18 protein-coding genes and 2 pseudogenes are annotated in these 21,233 nt (G+C 42.7%); 15 read left to right on the top strand and 5 right to left on the bottom strand.

Features of this window, described 5'->3' with window-relative positions; translation table 11 throughout:
• Positions 1-561: 561 nt before the first annotated feature.
• A complete protein-coding gene (locus MKY87_RS01950) occupies positions 562-1,584 on the bottom strand; it encodes an MBL fold metallo-hydrolase (protein WP_340962671.1) in 1,023 nt (340 codons plus the stop codon).
• A 161-nt stretch (positions 1,585-1,745) separates the two neighbouring features.
• Between MKY87_RS01950 and MKY87_RS01955 the strand changes: the two genes are divergently transcribed.
• The 6 genes from MKY87_RS01955 (at position 1,746) to MKY87_RS01980 (ending at position 9,404) form a co-directional block, all read left to right on the top strand.
• Complete coding sequence (locus MKY87_RS01955) at positions 1,746-2,756, top strand: fumarylacetoacetate hydrolase family protein (protein ID WP_340962672.1); 1,011 nt, start codon at positions 1,746-1,748, stop codon at positions 2,754-2,756.
• Between the two features lie 92 nt (positions 2,757-2,848).
• Positions 2,849-3,430, top strand: a complete 582-nt coding sequence (locus MKY87_RS01960; protein WP_340962673.1) for a TetR/AcrR family transcriptional regulator — start codon at positions 2,849-2,851, stop codon at positions 3,428-3,430.
• A 706-nt stretch (positions 3,431-4,136) separates the two neighbouring features.
• Positions 4,137-5,069, top strand: a complete 933-nt coding sequence (locus MKY87_RS01965; protein ID WP_340962674.1) for a bifunctional helix-turn-helix transcriptional regulator/GNAT family N-acetyltransferase — start codon at positions 4,137-4,139, stop codon at positions 5,067-5,069.
• A 421-nt stretch (positions 5,070-5,490) separates the two neighbouring features.
• Positions 5,491-6,486: a glycoside hydrolase family 43 protein gene (locus tag MKY87_RS01970; RefSeq protein WP_340962675.1), complete on the top strand. Its 996-nt coding sequence runs from the start codon at positions 5,491-5,493 to the stop codon at positions 6,484-6,486.
• A gap of 731 nt (positions 6,487-7,217) precedes the next feature.
• Positions 7,218-8,408: a glycine C-acetyltransferase gene (locus MKY87_RS01975; RefSeq protein ID WP_340962676.1), complete on the top strand. Its 1,191-nt coding sequence runs from the start codon at positions 7,218-7,220 to the stop codon at positions 8,406-8,408.
• A 36-nt stretch (positions 8,409-8,444) separates the two neighbouring features.
• Complete coding sequence (locus MKY87_RS01980; protein WP_340962677.1) at positions 8,445-9,404, top strand: NAD-dependent epimerase/dehydratase family protein; 960 nt, start codon at positions 8,445-8,447, stop codon at positions 9,402-9,404.
• A gap of 209 nt (positions 9,405-9,613) precedes the next feature.
• On the opposite strand, the gene MKY87_RS01985 is transcribed toward MKY87_RS01980, so the two are convergent.
• The gene (locus MKY87_RS01985) at positions 9,614-10,549 is read right to left on the bottom strand and encodes a carotenoid biosynthesis protein (protein WP_340962678.1); all 936 of its coding nucleotides are present in this window, start codon (positions 10,547-10,549) and stop codon (positions 9,614-9,616) included.
• A gap of 157 nt (positions 10,550-10,706) precedes the next feature.
• Between MKY87_RS01985 and MKY87_RS01990 the strand changes: the two genes are divergently transcribed.
• Complete coding sequence (locus tag MKY87_RS01990; protein WP_340962679.1) at positions 10,707-11,282, top strand: TetR/AcrR family transcriptional regulator; 576 nt, start codon at positions 10,707-10,709, stop codon at positions 11,280-11,282.
• A 406-nt stretch (positions 11,283-11,688) separates the two neighbouring features.
• Here MKY87_RS01990 and MKY87_RS01995 read toward each other — a convergent pair whose 3' ends face one another.
• A complete protein-coding gene (locus MKY87_RS01995; RefSeq protein WP_340962681.1) occupies positions 11,689-14,217 on the bottom strand; it encodes a tetratricopeptide repeat protein in 2,529 nt (842 codons plus the stop codon).
• A gap of 136 nt (positions 14,218-14,353) precedes the next feature.
• On the opposite strand from MKY87_RS01995, the gene MKY87_RS02000 reads away from it, so the two are divergent.
• The 4 genes and pseudogenes from MKY87_RS02000 (at position 14,354) to MKY87_RS02015 (ending at position 16,511) form a co-directional block, all read left to right on the top strand.
• Positions 14,354-14,737, top strand: a complete 384-nt coding sequence (locus MKY87_RS02000; protein ID WP_340962682.1) for a tautomerase family protein — start codon at positions 14,354-14,356, stop codon at positions 14,735-14,737.
• Positions 14,738-14,775: 38 nt separating this feature from the next.
• Positions 14,776-15,411 carry an FMN-dependent NADH-azoreductase gene (locus tag MKY87_RS02005; RefSeq protein ID WP_340962683.1) on the top strand — a complete coding sequence of 212 codons (636 nt, stop codon included), beginning with the start codon at positions 14,776-14,778 and terminating at the stop codon, positions 15,409-15,411.
• Between the two features lie 130 nt (positions 15,412-15,541).
• Positions 15,542-15,748: pseudogene (locus MKY87_RS02010) on the top strand (MFS transporter); the annotation flags it as partial.
• A 73-nt stretch (positions 15,749-15,821) separates the two neighbouring features.
• A complete protein-coding gene (locus MKY87_RS02015; RefSeq protein ID WP_340962684.1) occupies positions 15,822-16,511 on the top strand; it encodes a metal-dependent hydrolase in 690 nt (229 codons plus the stop codon).
• A gap of 279 nt (positions 16,512-16,790) precedes the next feature.
• Here MKY87_RS02015 and MKY87_RS02020 read toward each other — a convergent pair whose 3' ends face one another.
• A complete protein-coding gene (locus MKY87_RS02020) occupies positions 16,791-17,690 on the bottom strand; it encodes a LysR family transcriptional regulator (RefSeq protein ID WP_340013105.1) in 900 nt (299 codons plus the stop codon).
• Positions 17,691-17,862: 172 nt separating this feature from the next.
• On the opposite strand from MKY87_RS02020, the gene MKY87_RS02025 reads away from it, so the two are divergent.
• Together MKY87_RS02025 and MKY87_RS02030 are read left to right on the top strand one after the other, a co-directional pair.
• Positions 17,863-18,342 (top strand): GNAT family N-acetyltransferase, encoded by a 480-nt coding sequence (locus tag MKY87_RS02025; protein ID WP_133385015.1) that lies wholly within the window; start codon positions 17,863-17,865, stop codon positions 18,340-18,342.
• 394 nt (positions 18,343-18,736) lie between these two features.
• Positions 18,737-18,913 carry a sensor histidine kinase gene (locus tag MKY87_RS02030; RefSeq protein ID WP_340962687.1) on the top strand — a complete coding sequence of 59 codons (177 nt, stop codon included), beginning with the start codon at positions 18,737-18,739 and terminating at the stop codon, positions 18,911-18,913.
• A gap of 398 nt (positions 18,914-19,311) precedes the next feature.
• Here the strand turns inward: MKY87_RS02030 and MKY87_RS02035 are convergent.
• Positions 19,312-19,669: pseudogene (locus MKY87_RS02035) on the bottom strand (sensor histidine kinase); the annotation flags it as partial.
• Between the two features lie 84 nt (positions 19,670-19,753).
• On the opposite strand from MKY87_RS02035, the gene MKY87_RS02040 reads away from it, so the two are divergent.
• The gene (locus tag MKY87_RS02040; RefSeq protein WP_165980189.1) at positions 19,754-20,143 is read left to right on the top strand and encodes a hypothetical protein; all 390 of its coding nucleotides are present in this window, start codon (positions 19,754-19,756) and stop codon (positions 20,141-20,143) included.
• A gap of 287 nt (positions 20,144-20,430) precedes the next feature.
• On the top strand, positions 20,431-21,018 hold the full coding sequence (locus MKY87_RS02045) for a hypothetical protein (protein WP_340962689.1): 588 nt from the start codon (positions 20,431-20,433) through the stop codon (positions 21,016-21,018).
• The last annotated feature ends 215 nt before the right edge of the window (positions 21,019-21,233 follow it).

Consider the following 21,233-nt stretch of genomic DNA (forward strand, 5'->3'; position numbering starts at 1 on the left):
GAGAAAGATAAAAAAAGAGGATATTCGTCTGCATACGGTTGAGGGGTAGACTTACCGAAAGATCAATGAACATTTGGGAATTCATGACCCGGGACGAATGAAGCGCTGGATGCGAAAACACCGGGAACAAGGCGAGGTCGACGTAAAGAATACATGGATCAAGAACGAGCGCAACGACAATGAACTCGTGCTCCTAACATTCAGCAGATGTCGAGGGAAAAGAACATGGTCCCATTGAACTCGCTAATATAGTGGCATTTTATTTTATCGGTACAAGTTCTTGTCCCAAGCCAATGACAAGAACTTGTACCGATTACCATATTGGGTGAAAGCACCTTAGGTACTCTATCATATAATAGTAACATCTTTAAAAACTGCTTTAAATTATTGATAGATCTTTGTGTTATTAAATTATCGGAAAATGAAAGAAGCAGTTGTTCAAAATTCGGTTTCTAAGCACCAATTTTAATTCCGTGGAACAATTCAAAAAAACGGCCGCTGTTCGCATCGTTTGCGACAGGGCCGATTTTTGTTTTTCGTAGGCTAGCTTCAAATTGCCATTCATTCTTGCCAAACACTCATAGGGTCCCATGGCTTGATTTGATTACCATATTTTCCGGCCAGAAAAGCTTTCATGTCTTCCAGCTTAGCAGGCACCTCGTTCCAAATTGGAAGGGGTGGTAACCCTCGTTTACTTTTCAATAGGATGTCCACTGTAACATACAAGCGTTCTGGCTGAATCCAATGAAGGAAGCGGGAAATATCAATTTGCTTGGTCAGGGACAAGGCATCAATTTCGTCATTGTAATGCTTGTTGAACTCGCTAATCAGGTTCAGGAGGTAGTCTCTCTGCTCCTTCACGAAGTCCAGGCCGCAGATGGCGCCATGTCCTGGAATAACAATTTCGGGTTTAATTTCATCAATAATGCGGTCAAGCACTTTAACCCAATTGAGGGTTCCCTCTTCGCTGTATGCCGTACACCCGTTAAACACGACATCGCCGGCGAACAGCACTTTTTCTTTTGGCATCCACAGCAGCAAGTCACTGTCAGAGTGGGCCGGAGCAACGTTGTAAATCATGACTTCCGTATCGCCAAGACGGATATTAATATCGTCCCTTATCTCAATATTCGGGAGCACCCATTCTACGCCTGCCAGATCGAAACCTTCAAATTCCGCTGCAAAAAACCGCTCGCCCGAAGTCGATTCCGGAGAATCCTTTCCTCTTCTGATGACGCTGTCCATCCAGGCGATATTTTCGGTAAGACGCTCTCTGGACGCTTCCTTGTGCATAATAATGCAAGCATCTTCAAACACTTTGTTTCCCCAGGCATGGTCGCTATTATAGTGCGAGTTCACCACATATGCGGGAGAGCCGCCGTTGCTTACTTCCTTAAAAGCCTCCCGCATTTCCCGCGCATGGAACAAATCGAAAAACGTGTCATACACCAACCCCTCACCTTTGTTGATGAACCCGGCATTGGCCCAACTGATCCCGCGATACGGCGAAATACCGGCAAAGACATCATCTGCGACTTCAAAAAATTTAACACGAGGTTTTTGAATAATACGTCCATACTTCATAAAAATTCTCCTTTGCGTATATGTTTTGGGGTGAGGCGTACTGAATATGCCATTATTATAGAGATTGGAAAATAAAGATGCAAGCATGTACTTGCATGCAATAGTTCTATGCAATATGATAGTAATCGAACATCACACTACATGGATGGAGGCGCTTAACCATGAAACTAGTAACCTTTCAAACCAATACATCGCAAGAACCTTTTTTTGGGCTTGTAATTAACGAGAAATTTGTCGTGTCTTTTGCCGCAATCATGAAAAAGCAGGGAACATTCGTTGACAGTCTTGAAAGTATGGGCAGCTATCTTCGTGATTTGCCGGCTAGCTATGATGCCGCTAAGGAATTATTGCAATATGTTATCGGACAGTCCCACCAATTCAATGAAAATGAAATCTGCCCGATTGCAGCGGTAAACCTGCTACCGCCGGTTCCGAATCCGGCTGCGCTTATCGATTTCGGGCTGACCCCAAGACATCTGAGAAATGCTGGCGTAAATCTGCTGCAAAGAGAATATACAGGGCCGGAAAGAGAAGAACTTAAACGGAAAATCGCCGAAAAATTCCAGCAAGATCCGAATAAAGTGAATTTCAGTTATTACAAGTGTAACCATAATGCATTAATTGGCGATGGGGATACGATTCATTGGCCATCATACTCTTCATACCTGGATATCGAGCCGGAGCTGGCCTTTGTAACAGGGAAGGGGAATTGCATTGCAGGTTATGTTATTTTTAACGACAGTACTGTCCGCGATGTGCAGTGGCCGGATTTCCAGGCGATGACCGGACCGACGCGCTGCAAAGATTTCGATCGCAGCAAAGGAATAGGACCATTTCTGGTAACGCCGGATGAAATCGACGACCCGCTGGCATTGGATGTGGATGTACGCATCGGGGAGAGACTGCACTGGAAGGGAAGCACATCCGAGTATGCTGCACACCCTGCAAAAGTGATGGAGGAGGTTCTCAAAGTTTTTACGCCACTACCGGGCACGATTATAGGAATGGGGACGATACCGGATTGCTGCGCAATCGAGACCGAAGAATGGCTGTTGCCCTCTGACCGAATCCAGATTACATTTGATAAATTAGGCACGCTCACGCAATTGGTGCCTGATCATGTCAAGATTACGGAACCAAGCCGCTGGGAAAAAAGAAGCGATTTACCTTAAAAAAACGTTTATGAAAATGATGAACTCTGAATCTGCTTCATCTGCAAAACTTGTAGTAGAATAGGTTTAACATATGCAAAAGGAGAAATACAATGCAAACTTCAGACAGAATCATTGAAGCCGCGACACGGCTCATCAAAAAGAATGGCTATCGGGGAGTAAGCACCAAAGCCATTGCAACTGAAGCTAAAGTCAATGAATCTACGATTTTCCGGCAATTCGGAAGCAAGCAAGGCATATTGGAAGCCATCATTGAAAGACATTCGGATATCCCGCAATTTGAGAAGCTGTTAAAAGAGGACGCGACCGACAATCCGGAAGTCGATCTGATGAATGTAAGTCAGCAGTACCGATTGTTTTTTCATAAAAATGCGGACATCATTTTGATTGGCATCCGCGACAAAGGAATGTTTCCCGAATTGGACAGAGTGCTGGCCGATCCGCCGGTAAAGCTGCACTCCTTGCTGGTTGAATATTTTGAACGCCTGCAGAAGAAAAAAGTTATAGCCAGACAGGATGAGCGCCTTGCCGCCATGTCTTTTCTCTCGATGTGCTACGGATTTCAGATGAGCGAGCTGATTCACCGGCAATATCAGTCCCAACTCGTCACCGAGGAAGATTTCTACAAGCACAGTGTCTCATTGTTTGTAAAAGGAATTTTGTCTCAGTCATAAGCTTTGTTGATTTATTTAAATGTGCCAAAGACTGCTCGACTAACTGGGGGCGGAGGAGCAGCAGAACGTCTGGCACTAATGGCTCGATAATGATCAAGATACCAGCTTCTCAATGTCGTGGTTTATCTGAAATTCTAAGGAGATTCGTGCAGTAAGAACGATTTTAAAACGAAGTAGAGAAAACTTTTTGATGTTTAACAGTTAGAGGCCCCAGCCTAAATCAAACAAACTGACGTCGATAGAGTAACGACGCCAGTTTATTTGATTTAGGTATATGAATAAAATCGGTTTAATAATGATATTAAAGTTTTAGAATAGAACGAAGAGGGCGAGGTTCCGCCGCACGTTTGCATTTGGCAATATACTGAATCCGTATTTAATCAACCTAACAATTATCGGAGAGCACCCGGACGAGAGAAAACGTAAGGATGCAGCCGTGGTTACATCTCCGCGGAACACAAATGCTCATATGTTCTTCGTTGACCAGACGGGCAGCTTCCAATTTTATTTCTAAAAAATAATGTCGGATATCCTGTCTTTTTTGCCTTGAAAAAAATGTTGCAATTAATGATTCAAGATGGTCTTTTGTAGGTTAAGCTAGAAGGTTTAAAAAACTTCGAAAAATAGTTGATGAAATCAACTAAATCACTTATAATTTTCAACAAGTTGATTTTATCAACTAATTTAATTTGTAGGAGTTTTTATCATGCCACAACCTAATCTTTCTTTAGTCAGCGGAATCAGAAAATTCAATCGTTTTTATCTTAACTACCAATCTTTCTTTAATCAACATGTGTATGATGATTCTTTATCTTTACCAGAGATTAGAATGTTATATGAAATAAATAAAATAAATTCTTGTACAGCAAGAGTATTACAAGAAGAATTAAAATTAGATAAGGGATATGTCAGTAGAGTATTAAAAAGTTTTGAAAATAAAAATATTATCTATAAGGAAAAATGCGAAAATGATAGTCGTGTTTTCTTCCTCCATTTGACCCCAGAAGGAAAAGATGTTTATCAAAGTCTAGAAAATAAAGCCAACCAACAAATATTGAAGCTTTTCGAAGATATTAGTTTGAGAGATCAACAAAAACTTTTGGATTCAATGGTGAAAATTGAAAATATATTAACCAAACAATATGATGAAGATGAATCGGTTGTTACTATACGAGATCATTATACAGACGATGATAAGAAGATAATGATTGAGAAACAAAGAGAATTCTATACAGACAACTGTGGATTTGATGAAAAATTTTTAGCGTATCTCCGAAATACTTTTGAAGCAGAAATTGAAAAGATATGGATTGCAGAAATAGATGGGGAATTCGCTGGATGCATAGGTTTAGTCAAAAAAGATGATAAAACAGCTCTATTAAGATGGTTCATTATTGATACGTCTTTTCGCGGAAAAGGTGTAGGAACGAAATTAATACAAACATTAATTAATTATTGCCAACAAACGCAATATGAAAAAATATCTTTAGAAACGGTAAGCCAACTGAAAACAGCTCGAAGATTATATAGTAAATTCGGATTCAAGCTAACTGAAGCAAATGAGCAATTCATGTGGGGGCAAGACCTTGTGGATGAACATTGGGAACTAACGTTACAAAATGATTTACGTGTAAAATAACCCCAAAGGATCCAGAGGGCAGGGGATATTAGTGTTTCTATTAGTTCCGAAGCTGACCGAACATGCTTGAAAATGACCCCTACGATCACTTGTAAAGGCTCCATTTAGTAGACATTATAAAAGCCCCTAGGCTGCAAATTGGCGTCGGTATTCCACCAACGTCAGTTTGTTATAGTTTTTGCTCTGGCGGTTTTCTTGTCCTACGTCACGGCCAGTGATCAGGTAAGCAAAATGTGAGAAATTGGTGTATATATTCAGCCTAATGGGCTAGGCGGGAATTGTACATTTTTTCGGGGGAAGACCTTTAGTATGTGTATAGGAAAGAACAAGCGGGGCTTGTACAATAATATTAGAAATTGTAAACGCTTGCTTCACGCTAGAAACTGAAGGAGAACAATTACAATACCAAAGGAGATGCCTTATGAAACAACAACAACTACCTAAGCCCCACCAGCCGCTTGTTACCCACATCTTCACTGCGGACCCGTCCGTCCATGTCTACGAGGGGAAAATCTATATCTATCCTTCCCATGACCTCGATCATGACGAGCCGAGCAACGATAACGGCGACCAGTATAAAATGGAAGACTATCATGTCCTCTCGATGAACAACTTCGATTCCCCTGTGGTCGATCACGGCGAAGCGCTGCATCTGAGAGATATTCCGTGGGCCTCCAAGCAGCTCTGGGCACCGGATGCGGCTTATAAAAACAATACCTATTACCTGTTCTTCCCGGCACGGGATCATGACGGCATCTTCCGTCTGGGTGTGGCAACATCAGAGTCTCCGGCAGGCCCGTTCAAGCCGCAGCCGACTTATATGGAAGGTAGCTTCAGTATCGATCCGGCCGTACTGGTGGATGACGACAATCAGTCATACATCTATTTCGGCGGACTCTGGGGCGGCCAGCTGGAGAAATGGCAGACCGGCAGCTTCGTGCCAGATGCAGAAGGACCTGCTCCTGACCAACCGGCGCTTGGACCGCAAGTTGCATTGCTTAGCGACGACATGCTGTCCTTCCAGGACAAGCCTGCCGAGATATCGATTGTCGATGAAGACGGGAATCCGATTCTGGCCGGGGACGAGGACCGGAGATATTTTGAAGGCCCATGGATGCATAAATATAACGGCTATTACTACCTGTCCTACTCTACAGGAACCACGCATAAGCTCGTATATGCGATCGGCAAGAACCCGATGGGACCATTCACGTTCAAGGGCGAGATTCTCTCTCCGGTTATCGGCTGGACAACCCACCACTCCATTGTGCAAGTTGAAGACAAGTGGTATCTGTTCTATCACGACAGCTCCCTGTCGGAAGGCGTCAACCACAAGCGCTGCGTTAAATATTCCGAGCTGAAATACAACGAAGACGGAACGATCCAGAAGATCAATCCTTATCCAGGTGCTGAGTAAGCTGGCGTGTTAGCGGAAACAGATAAGATTACAAGATAAGGCAGCTCCTGACGGGGCTGCTTTTTTGATAGGAGGATCAATTGTGTCACTTAAACGTAAATTGGATCAACATAATTTTTTATTTAAAGAGGACCATTAATCATAAGAGATCATTTAGAATATTTTGCAGACCAAATCGTTAGTAATCAAACGAGAAGTGAAGGGGAGATTGATAAGAACGCATTATTCTGGATATTAGAAAAGATTGTAGCTCAATTTAGTGCAACCTTTTTTATTGATTGAGAATTGCAGGAGAAAGAAGTGTATAAGTAAGTGTACCTCAATGGAACCTAATTGAACAAATAAGAGATAACAGTTTCCCAAACATAGCAATAAAATATTTATGAAAAAATTCTTTATCAAGCTCAATTGAGTTTTATCATCTAGAAGAAGTGTCGAGGGACAAGAACCTATTCCTATTACCGATTAGTCGTGTATCTAATCGGCATGGTATCGCAAACTACCGAGCTGCAAAAGATATAAGCAAAGATTTAGTAGCGATTGCTTCCAAGAATAGGGGAAGCAATCGCTATATTTTTTTGCGGTTTTTTTTATTTTTTGTCCGCCACATGTGTACAAAAAAATAAAAAGATGATACATTAAAATCAATCTAACCCTTTTTATAACAGGTTTTTCCCGGAGAATTATATGTCTCCTGTACAAGGACATGCGTATGTTGAGGAGGGAATGGAATGTCAAGTCAAGCATTGGACCAATTTTTAAGTTCGAACATCGAAGATCTAAAAACTAAAGGTCTATATAACGTCATCGATACGCTGCAGGGTGCAAATGGTCCAGTTATTCGTATCGACGGAAAGTCCCTAATCAATTTGTCTTCCAATAACTATTTGGGACTGGCAACAGATTACCGCCTGATTGATGCTTCAGTTAAGGCGTCGCAGACATACGGGGCAGGCGCAGGGGCTGTGAGAACAATTAATGGTACGATGGATCTTCATATTGAGCTTGAAGAAAAACTGGCCCGTTTCAAAAAAACGGAAGCCGTTATCGTGTATCAATCGGGATTTAACTGTAATATGGCTGCTATATCCGCGGTAATGGACCAGCATGATGCGATTTTATCAGATGAGCTGAACCACGCTTCGATTATTGATGGCTGCCGCCTGTCGAAAGCCAAGGTGATTCGCTTTAAGCATTCGGATATGAATGATTTAAGACAGCAGGCGAAAGAAGCCAAGGAATCCGGTCAGTACCATAAAATTATGGTCATCACCGACGGGGTATTCTCCATGGATGGTGATATAGCAAAGCTGCCTGAAATCGTGAAAATAGCAGAAGAATTCGATCTGATTACTTATGTGGATGATGCCCACGGTTCGGGCGTTCTCGGAGCAGGTGCGGGAACCGTGAAGCATTTTGGATTGTCCGACCGCATTGACTTTCAAATTGGTACTCTTTCCAAGGCGATTGGCGTTGTCGGCGGTTATGTGGCGGGTAAAAAACAACTGATCGAATGGTTGAAGCTGAGAAGCCGTCCGTTTCTGTTTTCGACATCGCTACCTCCTGCTGCAATCGCTTCTTGCAGCGCTTCTGTCGACATTTTGATGAATGACAAAGAGCTGATCGAGAAGCTGTGGGAGAACGGCAATGATTTGAAAAATGGCTTGAGTCGGCTTGGATATGATGTAGGCCAAAGCGAAACGCCGATCACACCTTGTATCATTGGCGATGAAGTAACCACCCAACAGTTCAGTAAACGGCTTTATGAAGAAGGCGTTTACGCCAAGGCAATCCTGTTTCCGACGGTTCCGAAAGGAACCGGAAGAATACGCAACATGCCAACAGCTGCCCATACCAAGGAGATGCTCGACCAAGTGATCTCCGTGTATGAGAAAGTTGGCAAGGAAATGAAGCTGATTTAGCTCATTCGCGGGATTACATTTCGGGAGGAATGTCTTATGAACAAGATTTTGGTGACCGGAGCACTGGGCCAAATCGGTTCTGAGTTAGTTGTTAAATTACGTGAAATTTATGGTGCGGATCACGTCGTTGCTACGGATCTCAGGTCATCAGCCCACGAAATTACCCGATCGGGGCCATTCGAGCTGCTGGACGTGACGAATGATAAGGCGATGTTCGAAATCGCCAAGCAGTACGACGTTGATACCGTCATCCATCTGGCTGCGCTGCTGTCGGCTACCGCAGAGGAGAAACCGCTGCTTGCCTGGAATTTGAATATGGGTGGATTGATGAATGCACTTGAGATATCCAGAGAGCTCGGCTGCCAATTTTTCACTCCAAGCTCCATTGGATCTTTTGGTCCTTTGACTCCGAAAGACAATACCCCTCAAGATACGATCCAGAGGCCCAATACGATGTACGGCGTGAACAAAGTGTCCGGCGAACTGCTTTGTGATTATTATTTTCACAAATACGGCCTGGATACTAGGGGGCTGAGATTCCCGGGTTTGATATCTCATATGACGCCTCCCGGCGGAGGAACGACGGATTACGCCGTGGAAATTTATTACGCAGCCGTGACGGCTGGCCGGTATACATCGTATATCGCCAAGGACTCAAACATGGACATGATGTATATGCCGGATGCCCTGAACGCTATCATCGATTTGATGGAAGCGGATTCATACCGGTTGGTACACCGAAATTCATTTAATGTGACCGCAATGAGCGTGGATCCGGAGGCGATCGCTGCAGCGATTCGGGATGAGCTTCCCGGCTTTACCCTCGATTATGACGTTGATCCGAAGAGACAGGCGATTGCCGATAGCTGGCCGCATTCCATTGATGCAACGGCAGCGAAAACAGAATGGGGATTTCATGCTCGCTACGACCTGAAGGCCATGACGAAGGATATGCTTTCACAGCTAAGCGAGAGACAAATGCTTCGCAAGGCTTAAAGTTATTATGAATTCGCTGTGCAAAGCGAGTAGATATACAAAAGAAGCTGCATCAAGAGGAGGTTTGGCGTCTACCCGGACCTTTTGTTGCAGCTTCTTTTTTCATCCTCCTGTTCAAAAAGGGCTAGGTGGTGGTAGGAATATTAATTAAAGTGTGTCTTTGCCTCAATGCTTGGGTTTATGGTTATTTCGTGATTGGACTTGCTTTTTTACCCATAATGTAAATTCCAATCCAGCCTAGCAATAATAAGATCTGGGCCAGAGCGACCAGCCACAACACTTCCGTGAAACCTCCTATAATGCAAAATATAGTATTGACCAGGGGGAACCCCACAAAAGTAAACATGATAGGAAAATCTTTTTTTTGGAGTGATTGAATAATTAACCTTCCGGTCCCAAAACTTTATAAAAGCTAATGCTAAAATTCCGATTGTAATTACAGAAAGTGTAATCAACATCACCCATTGCATATTAGAGGTTCTTTCGAAGAACGGCCCCATATAATTAAAGAAGTTAGATAAAGGTGAGAACATACACGCTAATGACAGAATGGCCGCCAGAAACGGATAGATATAACCAATTGATTTACTGTAGCCTTTCTTTTTATGCCACCATTCACCAATTAGAATAAAGATGGTCCAATATCCCGCTATATAAATCCATCCTGTAAAATTCATCACAGGTTCCCCATAGATTTGAGGCTCACCGGCTAGCGGATAATAAGTCCATCTTGCCATGAGTCCATCTGTAGTCTGAAATATCTGTTTAACAGCCACCGGGTCCAATGAAAAGTCAAAAACCATAGCGCTCAATCCCGTAATAAATGGTTTAGTCCAGGACGGTATATTTACAGACTTTAGAACACGCAAAGTTGAATAAATGATTAGAAACTCAATAATAGGGACAGTAATCGGTATATTAAATAACATTAAAATACTCCGCCCATAGGCGTAAAAACCTTCCCCAAGCGATGAAGCAGTAATTTCAAAAACGGCTGCGTAAAAAAACACAAAACCTATAAACTGCAGTAAAACCGTTTTGGGATGTGTTTCCTTATCAAGGATATAGAAGACCATTAGAACAGCAGCAATTAAGACTATAATATCTTGAATTATCCATACAGGCACTACAGTTATATCACCCATATTTTACCTCCATTTAAAAGTTTAAAAATAGAATTGAACGTTCAAATAAATTATAATTTCACTGTGTTACTTAAACAACAGGCTGTTCGATTGAGATATGTTAGTTATCATACAAACCACCTTAGATTTGTTCATTATTTTAAATTGGGAGGATATTATGGCAGACAAAAAAACAGATCACAGAGTGAGATATACAAAAATGGTTATCAAAGAAAGCCTGTTGAAGCTTATGACAGAACGGTCTATCAATAAAGTTACAGTGACCGACATTTGCAGAGAAGCAAGGATTAATCGCAACACCTTTTATACACACTATGCTAATCAGTTTGAGCTTCTTTCAACGATTGAAAATGATCTTTACGAAGACATTAAGCAAGTTGGGATGAGTTCTTCAAACCCTCAAACGCTATCTTATGAATTATGTAAGTATATAAAAGCGAATAAAACGATATGTGAGGTTTTGTTCTCAGAGCATGGCGATAAAGAATTATTAGAACGAATCCTTTATATCAGTCACGATTTAACTATTGAACGATGGAAGACGGAATTAAAATATTTTGATCCACAATTATTTGAGTCCTGGTATACGTTCACCGCTCATGGCAGTATAGCTATTATTAAAAAGTGGGTGAGTAGTGGTCTGAAGGAAAGCCCCAGTAAAATTGCAGCTTTTATTGATAAAGCTACGGAATCTGTATCTAAAGCTTTTTATTCTGTTCCGGGACATGAATAAGTGGATATACAGAGGACTGAGGATGTGCCTATGGAAGCTATGGAAGAACCAGAGAACTCAAATTAAAAGTCATATTGCCGAGAGACAAGAACATATTTCCATTGAAGTCGCTATTTTAGCGGCTTTTTTATTTAAGGAACCAAGTTCTTGTCCCAAGCGGAGGATAAGAACTTGGTTCCTTTGCCGAAAAGGACAAGAACCTTGTTGCATTTCAAATTAGGTGATTATCTAAATAGTAGCATAATGGTGATCTTGGGGCGAGAAAAAAGCATAAGAATATAAGATTTTGCTTGAATAATGATTTTTTTTGTATTTACTAAAGATACTTGCTCTAACTATAGCGAAAGTGGACGACCGTTTTATTTTGATCTTCAGAAAACAGTCGCCACTTATTATTGCTTATCGTCTAAATTTCCAGTGAATACGCAAGCACCTGTGATCGTGTCATTGATGTGCCTTTACTCCACAATTCCTGCAATTCCTGCTCAGAAAAAACATGCTGAAGATCAAAAATGACCTCTTCATGCTCTGCGGGAAAATTGGGCATGTCCTCCCCGCCAGAGTTTTGGCGGCCTTTCTCAGCAGCTCCGAGAAGGATCGCAGCTTCGGTGAAGTCTTTCTTAGCACACAACGCAATGGCTAATCCTTCAATACCGCGCGATAGAATCCAAGAACCTCTGTAGATCTGGCTTGCGGCGATGCATTTTTTAAAATATTCAATAGAATCCGCAATCTGCTCAAGCTTCAGGGCGGAATACCCCAGACTTTCGTACGGACCGGATACTTCCCATTGATCCTGGACGGCTTCGAAGAAATGTACACTCTCATTCAGGAGCTTAGACGCTTCAAGATAATTATTCTGCCCTAATCGGAGCTTACCGTAAGCATGCAATGAGGAAGCTAAATTCCACAAATCGCCCTTCGTTCTAGCAATATCAACGCTCATCTGTACCAATGGTTCGGCTTCCCCAAGGCGTTTCTGTTTGATGTGAAGAAACGCGAGCAGCCGAAGGGAGGAGGCAAGGAGAGAGCTTTCTCCCAAATCGCGAGCGAGATCCACGCTTCTGATCGCCGAATTCATGGCACCTTCAACATCTCCACGGATAAATTGAATGACACCACTTCCATGTAAAGCCTTTGCGGAATCGGTGCCAGGCTGTCCTTCATGTGTTTCGTTATCCAGAAAGCGATCCAGCCAGAACATTCCTTCCTTCAGCCTGCCTTCGTGCAGCCAAAACCAATAGAGGTTCGAGACCATGTGAAGCCCGAATGAATGGGCATGCGGATTGGAGTATGACCATTCCAGGGCAGAACGAAGATTCGCATATTCCCGCCGTACTTCATCAATACACGCTTCGCGTTCACGAGTCCTGAACTTGGGCTCCGCACGGACCAAACATTGACTGTAATAACGAACATGGCGTTCAGAAAGCTGGTGGCTCTTACGTTTGTCAGTTTCGTTCTGCAGCTTCTCGCCTGCGTATTCCTTGATAGCTTCCAGTATGAAATAGCGGAGGAAGCGGTAATCCTCGCTGATCTCAATAGATACGAGAGACTTGTTGACCAGGCCGGATAACAGGTCGAGCACGTCTTCGCGGGCGATGCGATCTTGCTGCTCTGACATTCCAGGCTCACAGATGCAGATCTCTTCCACCGCCTCCAAAGTAAACCCTCCCGCAAATACGCTAAGACGCCTCAACAGCAGACGTTCCTTGCCAGTCAGCAATTCATAACTCCAATTTATTGTGGATTTGAGCGTTTGCTGCCGGGTCGCAGCCGTTCGTTTGCCTGCTGTCAGCAAAGTCAACAGTTTTCCCAGACGTTCCTTGATTTGTTCCAGTGTCAGCATGTTCATTCGGGCAACTGCTAACTCAATGGCTAACGGGATTCCCTCCAGCTTCTTGCAAATAGCGCCAACAAGCCTAAGATTGGGCAACGTGGGCTGAAACTGGGGCGCAGTACTATGCGCCCGCTCCAAAAACAGCTGCACGGATTCAAAGGCTATAATCTCTTGTTCAGGTATTTCCTCTAGTACTTGCTCATCCGCAGGAAAAGATAACGGAGGAAGCCGGTAGACAAGTTCCCCCGGGATATTGAGCGGTTCCCGGCTGGTGGTGAGGATTGTCAGCCCAGGCGCGAATGCAAGAAGTGATTCAACCAAAGACGCGCTTGCGTCAATGACATGTTCGCAGTTATCAAAAATAAAGAGCATTTTCTGGTCGGACAAGGCCTCCAGTATCGTTTGAAGGTCGGTTCGTTGTGCTTGGTTCTGCAGCCTTAGTGTCGACAGTAGCAACTGGCCCAAGTCTTGCGGTTGTATGATAGAGCCGAACTCAAACATCCATATCCCTTGCGGGTACGTCCCCCCAAGCGTTGAAGCCACCTGAAGAGCAAGAGACGTCTTGCCTATTCCTCCGGGGCCCACGACAGAGACCAAGGAGTGAGTATTCAGCCGTTCCTCCAAGTCAGACATGGCCAGACTTCGTCCAACGAAGGGTGTAGGGAGCTTTGGCAGTTGTTGTGTTGACGCGATTGAAGCACGCGGTGTGATAATTGTTGGTTTCGGTGTTATCCCTTCCAGAGTAACCAATGTGTCGAACCAGGCAGCGTCGAAATCCGGAAACTCCCGCGAGGTCGCTGATCGTGCTTCCGAGAAGCGCTTTACAGTATCCCAGAGATCCTCCGCCTCTTGACGCGGATCTGCTTCCAAGAGAAGTCCTTCTTCGCAAAACGCTTGGATCATTCCTTTGAGACTGCCCACACTTGGGAGCCGGTCTCCATTCTCCCATTGCTGCACGGTTCGCGGATCAACGCCGATCCGCCGTGCCAAGTCCACTTGCCGCATCCGCTTGGATAAGCCGTGCCTGGCAGGTCTTGAACGAATTTTTTTGATCCATTCATGAGGCCAATCTTTTGACAATTTCCCGTCTTCCATCCTATCACCTGAATTCCATAGTTTCCGCTGCTCCACACGAACAAACCCGAACTCATGTACATTCGTGTTCTGGATTCTAACAGATATAATTAGCCATATCAACAATAACAGTAACAATAACAAGGAGGTAACACACATGCCATTGACTCGCATTACCACATTGAAAGGTCGCTCCAGCGAAGAGAAAGCCCTTATTGGCGAGGTCATCTTGCAGACGATTGTAGACAAGCTGCACGTCCCCCAGAACGATCGCTTTCTGATTATAGAAGAACTTGACCGTGAGAATTTCAGCTTTGATCCGAATTGCCTGGACATTGATAGAAGTGACGGTTTTCTAATCGTACAGATCACTCTAAATGCCGGCCGGTCAGCCGAAGTGAAGAAAGAGTTCTATGAGGCTTTAGCCGAGCAACTGCATCAGCAGTGCGACATTAGAATGGAAGATGTGTTCATCAATCTGGTTGAGGTCACCAAAGAAAACTGGTCTTACGGTAACGGCATCGCTCCGTTCATCGTGTAATTCACAAACTATACTTATTTAGAGAGGAAGTTTTAATTATGGCAACTTTACTTTATATTACTGCCCATCCCGGCAACCTTAAAGCATCTTACAGCCTTTCCGTCGGAGAGCAATTCGTACAAGCTTACAAAGAGAATAATCCGGGAGATGAAGTAGTCCATGTAGACTTGTATCAACGCGACATTCCCCACATTGACGTTGACGTATGGGAAGCATGGGGAACCCTTCAGAATGGTGGTTCGTTCGATCAATTGACTGCCGCACAACAACAAAAATTGGCTCAGCTGAATACATTACTTGATGAATTCGTTGCTGCAGACAAGTATGTGTTCGTAACACCGATGTGGAACTTCTCCTACCCTCCGGTAATGAAGGCATACATTGATTCCTTCTGCGTCAGAGCTAAAACCTTTAAATACACAGAGAACGGTCCCGTTGGCCTGCTTGAAAACAAAAAAGCCTTCCATATCCAAGCTACCGGCGGCCTTTACTCGGAAGGACCTGTGGCGGATCGGGAGAACAGCAGCCGTCATTTGAAAACCGTCCTGAACTTCGTAGGCATTACCGACTTCGATAATCTGTTTATAGAAGGCGTATCCACTGCAGGAGATCGCGCTCCACAAATCAAAGCCGATGCGATTGAGAAAGCACGCATAGCCGCCAAAAACTTTTAAGACTACATTTAGCTAACAAACTGGATATGCTTCGCAACATTCTGCCCATCCATAGCTTCCGAGATACGAGCATTGGATGGGCGCTCATGGAGGTGTTCATGTGCTTTCGTATCGAAGGCATATTTGGTGAATTCAAGCAGGGCTGAAGGCAGGTAAAAGAGCAGGGGCGGCGCTCATATTGGGTGCCTTGGCTTCGCTCGCCCCGTTCTCCCTGGACATGTATTTGCCCGCGCTGCCGGCACTAGCCAGCGATTTGCAGACATCACCTTCTATGGCCCAGATTAGCTTGACTGCATGTATGTTGGGACTCTCGTTCGGGCAATTGGCAGCCGGACCGCCGCAGTTATTTGTTACCTCACGTTAATCCGAAGAAACCCGACATCAGCAATTCGATCAAAGGGGGAATAAAAATGAAAGTATCCTATCATGGACATTCTGTTGTGAAAATCGAAACAAACGGCACTACCATCCTGATTGATCCCTTTATTACAGGCAACGCAAGTACCGATCTGGACGCGGCCAGTATACATGCAGACGTAATCCTGTTGACCCACGGTCACGGGGATCATGTAGGAGATACGGTAGACATCGCGAAACGAAACAACGCATTGGTCGTTGCCTCGGCAGAGCTGGCAGATGTGCTCGGATGGGAAGGGGTAAGAACCCATGCCATGAGTATAGGCGGTGCGTACACCTTCGACTTTGGAAAAGTGAAGCTGACTCAGGCTTTCCATAGCTCTAGTTATATTAACCCGGAGACCCGAACCATCATCTACACGGGAATGCCTACCGGAATTCTGTTCACAGCCGAAGGGAAAACGATATACCATGCAGGTGACACGGGCCTTTTCTACGACATGAAAGTGATAGGGGAACGCAACGACATTGATCTGGCTTTTATCCCGATTGGAGACAACCATACGATGGGACCGGAAGACGCAGCCGTAGCCACAGATTGGCTTCAAGCCAAACAAGTTGTGCCGATCCACTTCAACACGTTCCCGTTCATTCAACAAGACCCGCAGTACTTCGCCTCGCTCCTTAAGGAAGGAGTAGGGGTCGTCCTTAAACCTGGAGAAACCATCAACTTATCATCCTGAACATCAATAAGACATCGGAAGAAAGAAATGTACAGCCATCACCCTGTATGCTTTGGGAAATGACTGCAGGATTTCTTCCTTTTATGTTATCAATAAGCATTTAACATAGACAAGGAGAGGCCGTGTTACAGATTAGATGAAAACCTAATCTATTTTGCCCACATATTCACAATGTCATCATGTAGGATATCATGGCGTAAAGTCCTCAAAAAATAAGTATTTGCTGCTAGTATAGAGGAGAAAATGGAACTAAGCCCTCCGGTTGCCTTAATAAATAATTTACTCATATGACCAGTCTCTTGTGTGTTTCAATGTTATATCAATAAACTTTGATAGAGCGGGGGAAACCCACTTGTTTTTATGATAAACCATTTGGGCTGAGATCGGTTTATGATCACCTTCGCAAGGAATAACTTTTAATCTTCCATCCTTGATTTCATTATTTACAGTTATTAATGGTAAACAAGCAATACCCAGCCCACTCATTACGCAACGTTTTATCGCCTCAATACTCCAAAGTTCCATCGTGTTGGAAAGTACGATTCCTCTTTCTCGAAGATATCCTTCAAACATGGTTCGATAACTGCATTCTTTCTCATTCGTGATCAGACACTCGTTTAACTTTTGGTTTTCATAGCTTTGATCTAAAACATTCAGCGGGTTGTCATGACTTCCAACAAGGACAATAGGCTCGTCCATTAAAGAATGTACGATGAAATCTGAATCCTGAAACGTTGGCATCATAAGAAATGCAATATCTGCACTTCCATGAAGTATTGCTCTCTTGTTATCTCCGCAAGTAGCGTTACTTAAAATGATGCTCACATGGGGGAACTTATTTCTATATTCTCTTAATATAGGTTCAAGTCGATAAACCGTTAAAGATTCAGGAGCCGCAATCCTTAACTCGCCTCTTATATCATCACCATCATTTGTAATGCTTTCGATTTTCTCGTAAGTATCCAGAATTTCTTGAGTATAGTGCAATAATTTCTTGCCTATATCAGTCAATCTTACCTTTCGACCCATTCGATCAAATAGAGATGCACCCAAATGTTCTTCAAGTGCTTGAATATGAGAAGTGACAGTGGATTGAGTGTAACCTAAATGTTCTGCTGCTTGTGTAAAGCTGCCCAATTGAATAACTTTTCTAAATGTAATAAAATGACGTATTTCCATCAGTTCACCAACTTTCCATGCAATCTCACTCTATAGTATCAAAAAAATCAATGGATAACTTCTATAAATTCAATTTTACTAATCATTAGTTTCGGGTTAATCTTAAGGAAATTTGGCAAATACGGTCACTATAATAGCATTCATTTAATAAAACGGTTGGGGGAGTTAATAAATGATTACAGTTTACAATGATAGATATAAAGAAGAAATCATTAAATTAATATTGCATGTACAGAATGTCGAATATGAAGTGGGTATAAGTGTTAAAGAACAACCAGACATTCTAGACATTCATTCAAATTATATAAATGATGGCGGTAATTTTTGGATAGCCTTAAATGATAACGGAGAGGTCGTAGGTTCAATTGGTTTGCAAAAGAAAAATAACGAGGTTGCTGTATTAAAGAAATTTTTTGTTTATAAAGACTATCGAGGCAAAGAATTTGGGATAGGAAAAAAGCTTTATGAAGTTCTGCTTGGTTTTGCTAAGGAACAAGGTTTTTCAAAGATCATTTTAGATACCCCATCTAAAGCAACTCGGTCTCACGGTTTCTATAAAAAGGTTGGATTTAAAGAGATTGACAAAGAGGATTTGCCAATTAAATATGATTATCCTGACCGCAATTCAATCATATTTCTATTAGAACTATAACAAAAGGAAGAAGGTCTCATTCTTATGGAATAGTTAAATGGAGGGTCTGTCTTTGAAGAATAAGATTATATTGTTTTGTTTACTAAGCACTGTATTACTCGGAGTAATGAATTTGTTTTATTTTTTTATTAGCGACTGTGATTACAAAAGGATTCATGTCGAACAATATAAATACAGCAAAATGGTACTAATACTGAGTGAAACTGAAGGAATTTTCCGATAAATTGGTAAATGGCAGGTTAGTTAATCAACTTTCCAACATAACCTTTTATATTATTCCTTTGAAATAATATTGAACAATGGTAGGAGATAACGCATGATGGGCAGAATCGATGATTCGATTCAAACGATTTGAGAGATCGAACAACTCAAACGTAAAGCGGAGCTGGGGCCTTTGCGTCAGCATTTTCTATATAATACGCTGGTGCTGATCTCATGGAATGCACGAAAGGAGAAGGCCCAGGAGACTGAACGAATCTCCAAATTGTCCGCACGTTATTATCGGCTAGCTCTGGACAAAGGTGAGACCTATAATGCATTGGATAAGGAAGTGGAGCTGCTTCATCATTAGCTGAGTATCGAATGCTCCCGCTTCGTGATTCAACTAGATTATGACATCCTATCTTTTTAACATTAACTGAGTTTCATACAAAAAAAACAGAATATATCGCCCACAATGTAGAAAGAGTATGGAACCCTTTAATTCAATAATTGAACAGAAAATAAAAAAAGAATTGGGAGAATTATTTCATTCTCTATTATTAAAACAACAACATAATATGAGTTCGGAAGATTTGAAAATTGTTTCAACTATTTTTAGTTGGGGAATTTATGGAGCATCTGTGGATTGGAAAATAATAGTTCTCTTTCAGCAGAACAATATATAAAAAAGGGATTACCTTTTATAGTGTCGGAAAGAATAATTTTAAAGGATAATTAATACCCTCTTTTAATTTTTCACATGCAAAATTACCTCCTACTCGAATCTTTCACGGATGGAATCCATCCCGACAAGAGCGCTCCGCCGAGGTTACTGTTGTCGGCCACAAGTTCGCCCCCATGCCGCCGGATGATGCGTTCGGATATGGTCATGCCCAGACCCGCTGCCACCAGTCAAGCGGTTCCGGGACATCTCTCCTCGAAATAAAGGTTCGAATACCCTATCTATTTCATTCTCTGCAAATCCTGGACCGGTATCGCGGATTGCAAACCTAACTTGGTCGGTTACGCTGCTGCAATCTATTTTAATTTCTCCGAAATCAGGCGTGTATCTGACGGCATTATCCAACAAGTTGCTGATTGCACGTTCTAGCAGATGAGCATCTCCGCCGTGCCCGGTATGGATGGGATTGAACTGTTGAGAAATGCCCGGTCTAACGAGATGATAAGCCGGTTTGTTATGCTTAATTGTATGAATGAGTTCAAATATGCCCAGCAGGCGCTTGAGTACGGGGCGAGCGGATATATTCTCAAGTTATCCATGAGTATGCAATCCATGCAGGATATCCTTGCTAAGGTCGCCAAAGAACTGACTGTTGCTAACGAGCAGAGACAGCAGGTACTTTCGCAAAAATTCAACGTGTTCTATAAACAGATCCACGATCGGATTAAGGCGGACAGACTGGAAGAGGAGGCTCTGAAGCAGAATATGATTGAGGCTAAACTAGGGATGTGGACCGGTTCCTATACGTCAAGCAGCGTAACTTCTTTATTCTTCTGGTTTCCCAGTGAGCCTGCGCTTGATTTGGAGAAGCTTCGTCTCTCCTGCCGGGGAAAGGCAGACCTATACAAGCAGCAGTAAATGTAAATAGAAGTGGCAAAATAGTAAGGAGGTAAGGGCTCTAATGCCTTTACCTCCATTTTAGCTTTTGTCAAAATACAATGCGTCTGATAAAGCGATTGCCCAAATTGTTGCTGAGAACCTGCCTGAATGACCCAACACCTTACGTATTTTGGAGCAAAGGTTATGAGGGCGCGTCGTAAGGAAGCTGTCGAGGTTATCCTTCAGGATACGACCAGTATGTTATAATAGCATTATTTATATAGTAACGTAGACAAGACAAACAGGAGTTTAGCGGAGGGGATATAGTGGGAACGTCGACTAGTGAAGGTTTGACCCAACAGTTGATAGAACATTTAAATGGGTTGGATTTTATTACCCGAATAGATGTAATTGGAAGTCGTGTTGAACAAACCTCAGACGCTTACTCGGATGTAGATTTATTGCTAACAATTAAAGATGTTACTCCAGATATCGCATTGTTCGAAGTGACCGAAAGTGTAAAAGCGAAGTTCCAACCGGTGTGGTATGATTTTGCAAACAGCCTGATGCCTGATAAATTTTTAGTATCAACATTTATTGGAGGAGACAATCCCTTCGCATTTTATGATGTCAGTATCCTAAACAGTGATAAGAATTTGGTCTATGACAAAACACAGTTTGAAAATGACCAATGGGTTCATTTGATGAAGCTCTGGGTGATGAATTTCAAGTATATGATGCGTGATGCACCACAGTTTGAAAAAAGATTTGCAACAATGATGGAAAAAGCGAACATCTCCCACTATTCCGATTATAGAACAGGTTTTTATCAATTGTTGTTAAAACTGAAAGATAAGAAGACTATTAAGAGTGGTTATTTAAATATGCTTGAGGAGGTATTTAGAAACAGCTGATAACGTTCACTTGACCGGAATTTCCAGTGGTGTCCAACTCAGCATTTTTCCTTCTTAAGTGCGAATTCAATTAACCTGACCGTTTAATGCCCGTTGCCAGTCAACAACTTTAATTTTGACTAAATTATAATTGCTGGGTTCACTTCTATAGGAATGGGTCGTACACTGTACGTTGTACACAGTGCTAATACAACCTTGATACTATAAACTTGAAC

The organism is Paenibacillus sp. FSL R7-0198 (assembly GCF_038000415.1).
In the GTDB taxonomy this organism is placed as follows: Bacteria; Bacillota; Bacilli; order Paenibacillales; family Paenibacillaceae; genus Paenibacillus.

Coding starts and splice junctions, on each gene's coding strand:
- MKY87_RS01950 (WP_340962671.1), bottom strand. CDS start 1,584: ATGAAGTATGGACGTATTATTCAAAAACCTCGTGTTAAATTTTTTGAA.
- MKY87_RS01955 (WP_340962672.1), top strand. CDS start 1,746: ATGAAACTAGTAACCTTTCAAACCAATACATCGCAAGAACCTTTTTTT.
- MKY87_RS01960 (WP_340962673.1), top strand. CDS start 2,849: ATGCAAACTTCAGACAGAATCATTGAAGCCGCGACACGGCTCATCAAA.
- MKY87_RS01965 (WP_340962674.1), top strand. CDS start 4,137: ATGCCACAACCTAATCTTTCTTTAGTCAGCGGAATCAGAAAATTCAAT.
- MKY87_RS01970 (WP_340962675.1), top strand. CDS start 5,491: ATGAAACAACAACAACTACCTAAGCCCCACCAGCCGCTTGTTACCCAC.
- MKY87_RS01975 (WP_340962676.1), top strand. CDS start 7,218: ATGTCAAGTCAAGCATTGGACCAATTTTTAAGTTCGAACATCGAAGAT.
- MKY87_RS01980 (WP_340962677.1), top strand. CDS start 8,445: ATGAACAAGATTTTGGTGACCGGAGCACTGGGCCAAATCGGTTCTGAG.
- MKY87_RS01985 (WP_340962678.1), bottom strand. CDS start 10,549: ATGGGTGATATAACTGTAGTGCCTGTATGGATAATTCAAGATATTATA.
- MKY87_RS01990 (WP_340962679.1), top strand. CDS start 10,707: ATGGCAGACAAAAAAACAGATCACAGAGTGAGATATACAAAAATGGTT.
- MKY87_RS01995 (WP_340962681.1), bottom strand. CDS start 14,217: ATGGAAGACGGGAAATTGTCAAAAGATTGGCCTCATGAATGGATCAAA.
- MKY87_RS02000 (WP_340962682.1), top strand. CDS start 14,354: ATGCCATTGACTCGCATTACCACATTGAAAGGTCGCTCCAGCGAAGAG.
- MKY87_RS02005 (WP_340962683.1), top strand. CDS start 14,776: ATGGCAACTTTACTTTATATTACTGCCCATCCCGGCAACCTTAAAGCA.
- MKY87_RS02015 (WP_340962684.1), top strand. CDS start 15,822: ATGAAAGTATCCTATCATGGACATTCTGTTGTGAAAATCGAAACAAAC.
- MKY87_RS02020 (WP_340013105.1), bottom strand. CDS start 17,690: ATGGAAATACGTCATTTTATTACATTTAGAAAAGTTATTCAATTGGGC.
- MKY87_RS02025 (WP_133385015.1), top strand. CDS start 17,863: ATGATTACAGTTTACAATGATAGATATAAAGAAGAAATCATTAAATTA.
- MKY87_RS02040 (WP_165980189.1), top strand. CDS start 19,754: ATGAATGAGTTCAAATATGCCCAGCAGGCGCTTGAGTACGGGGCGAGC.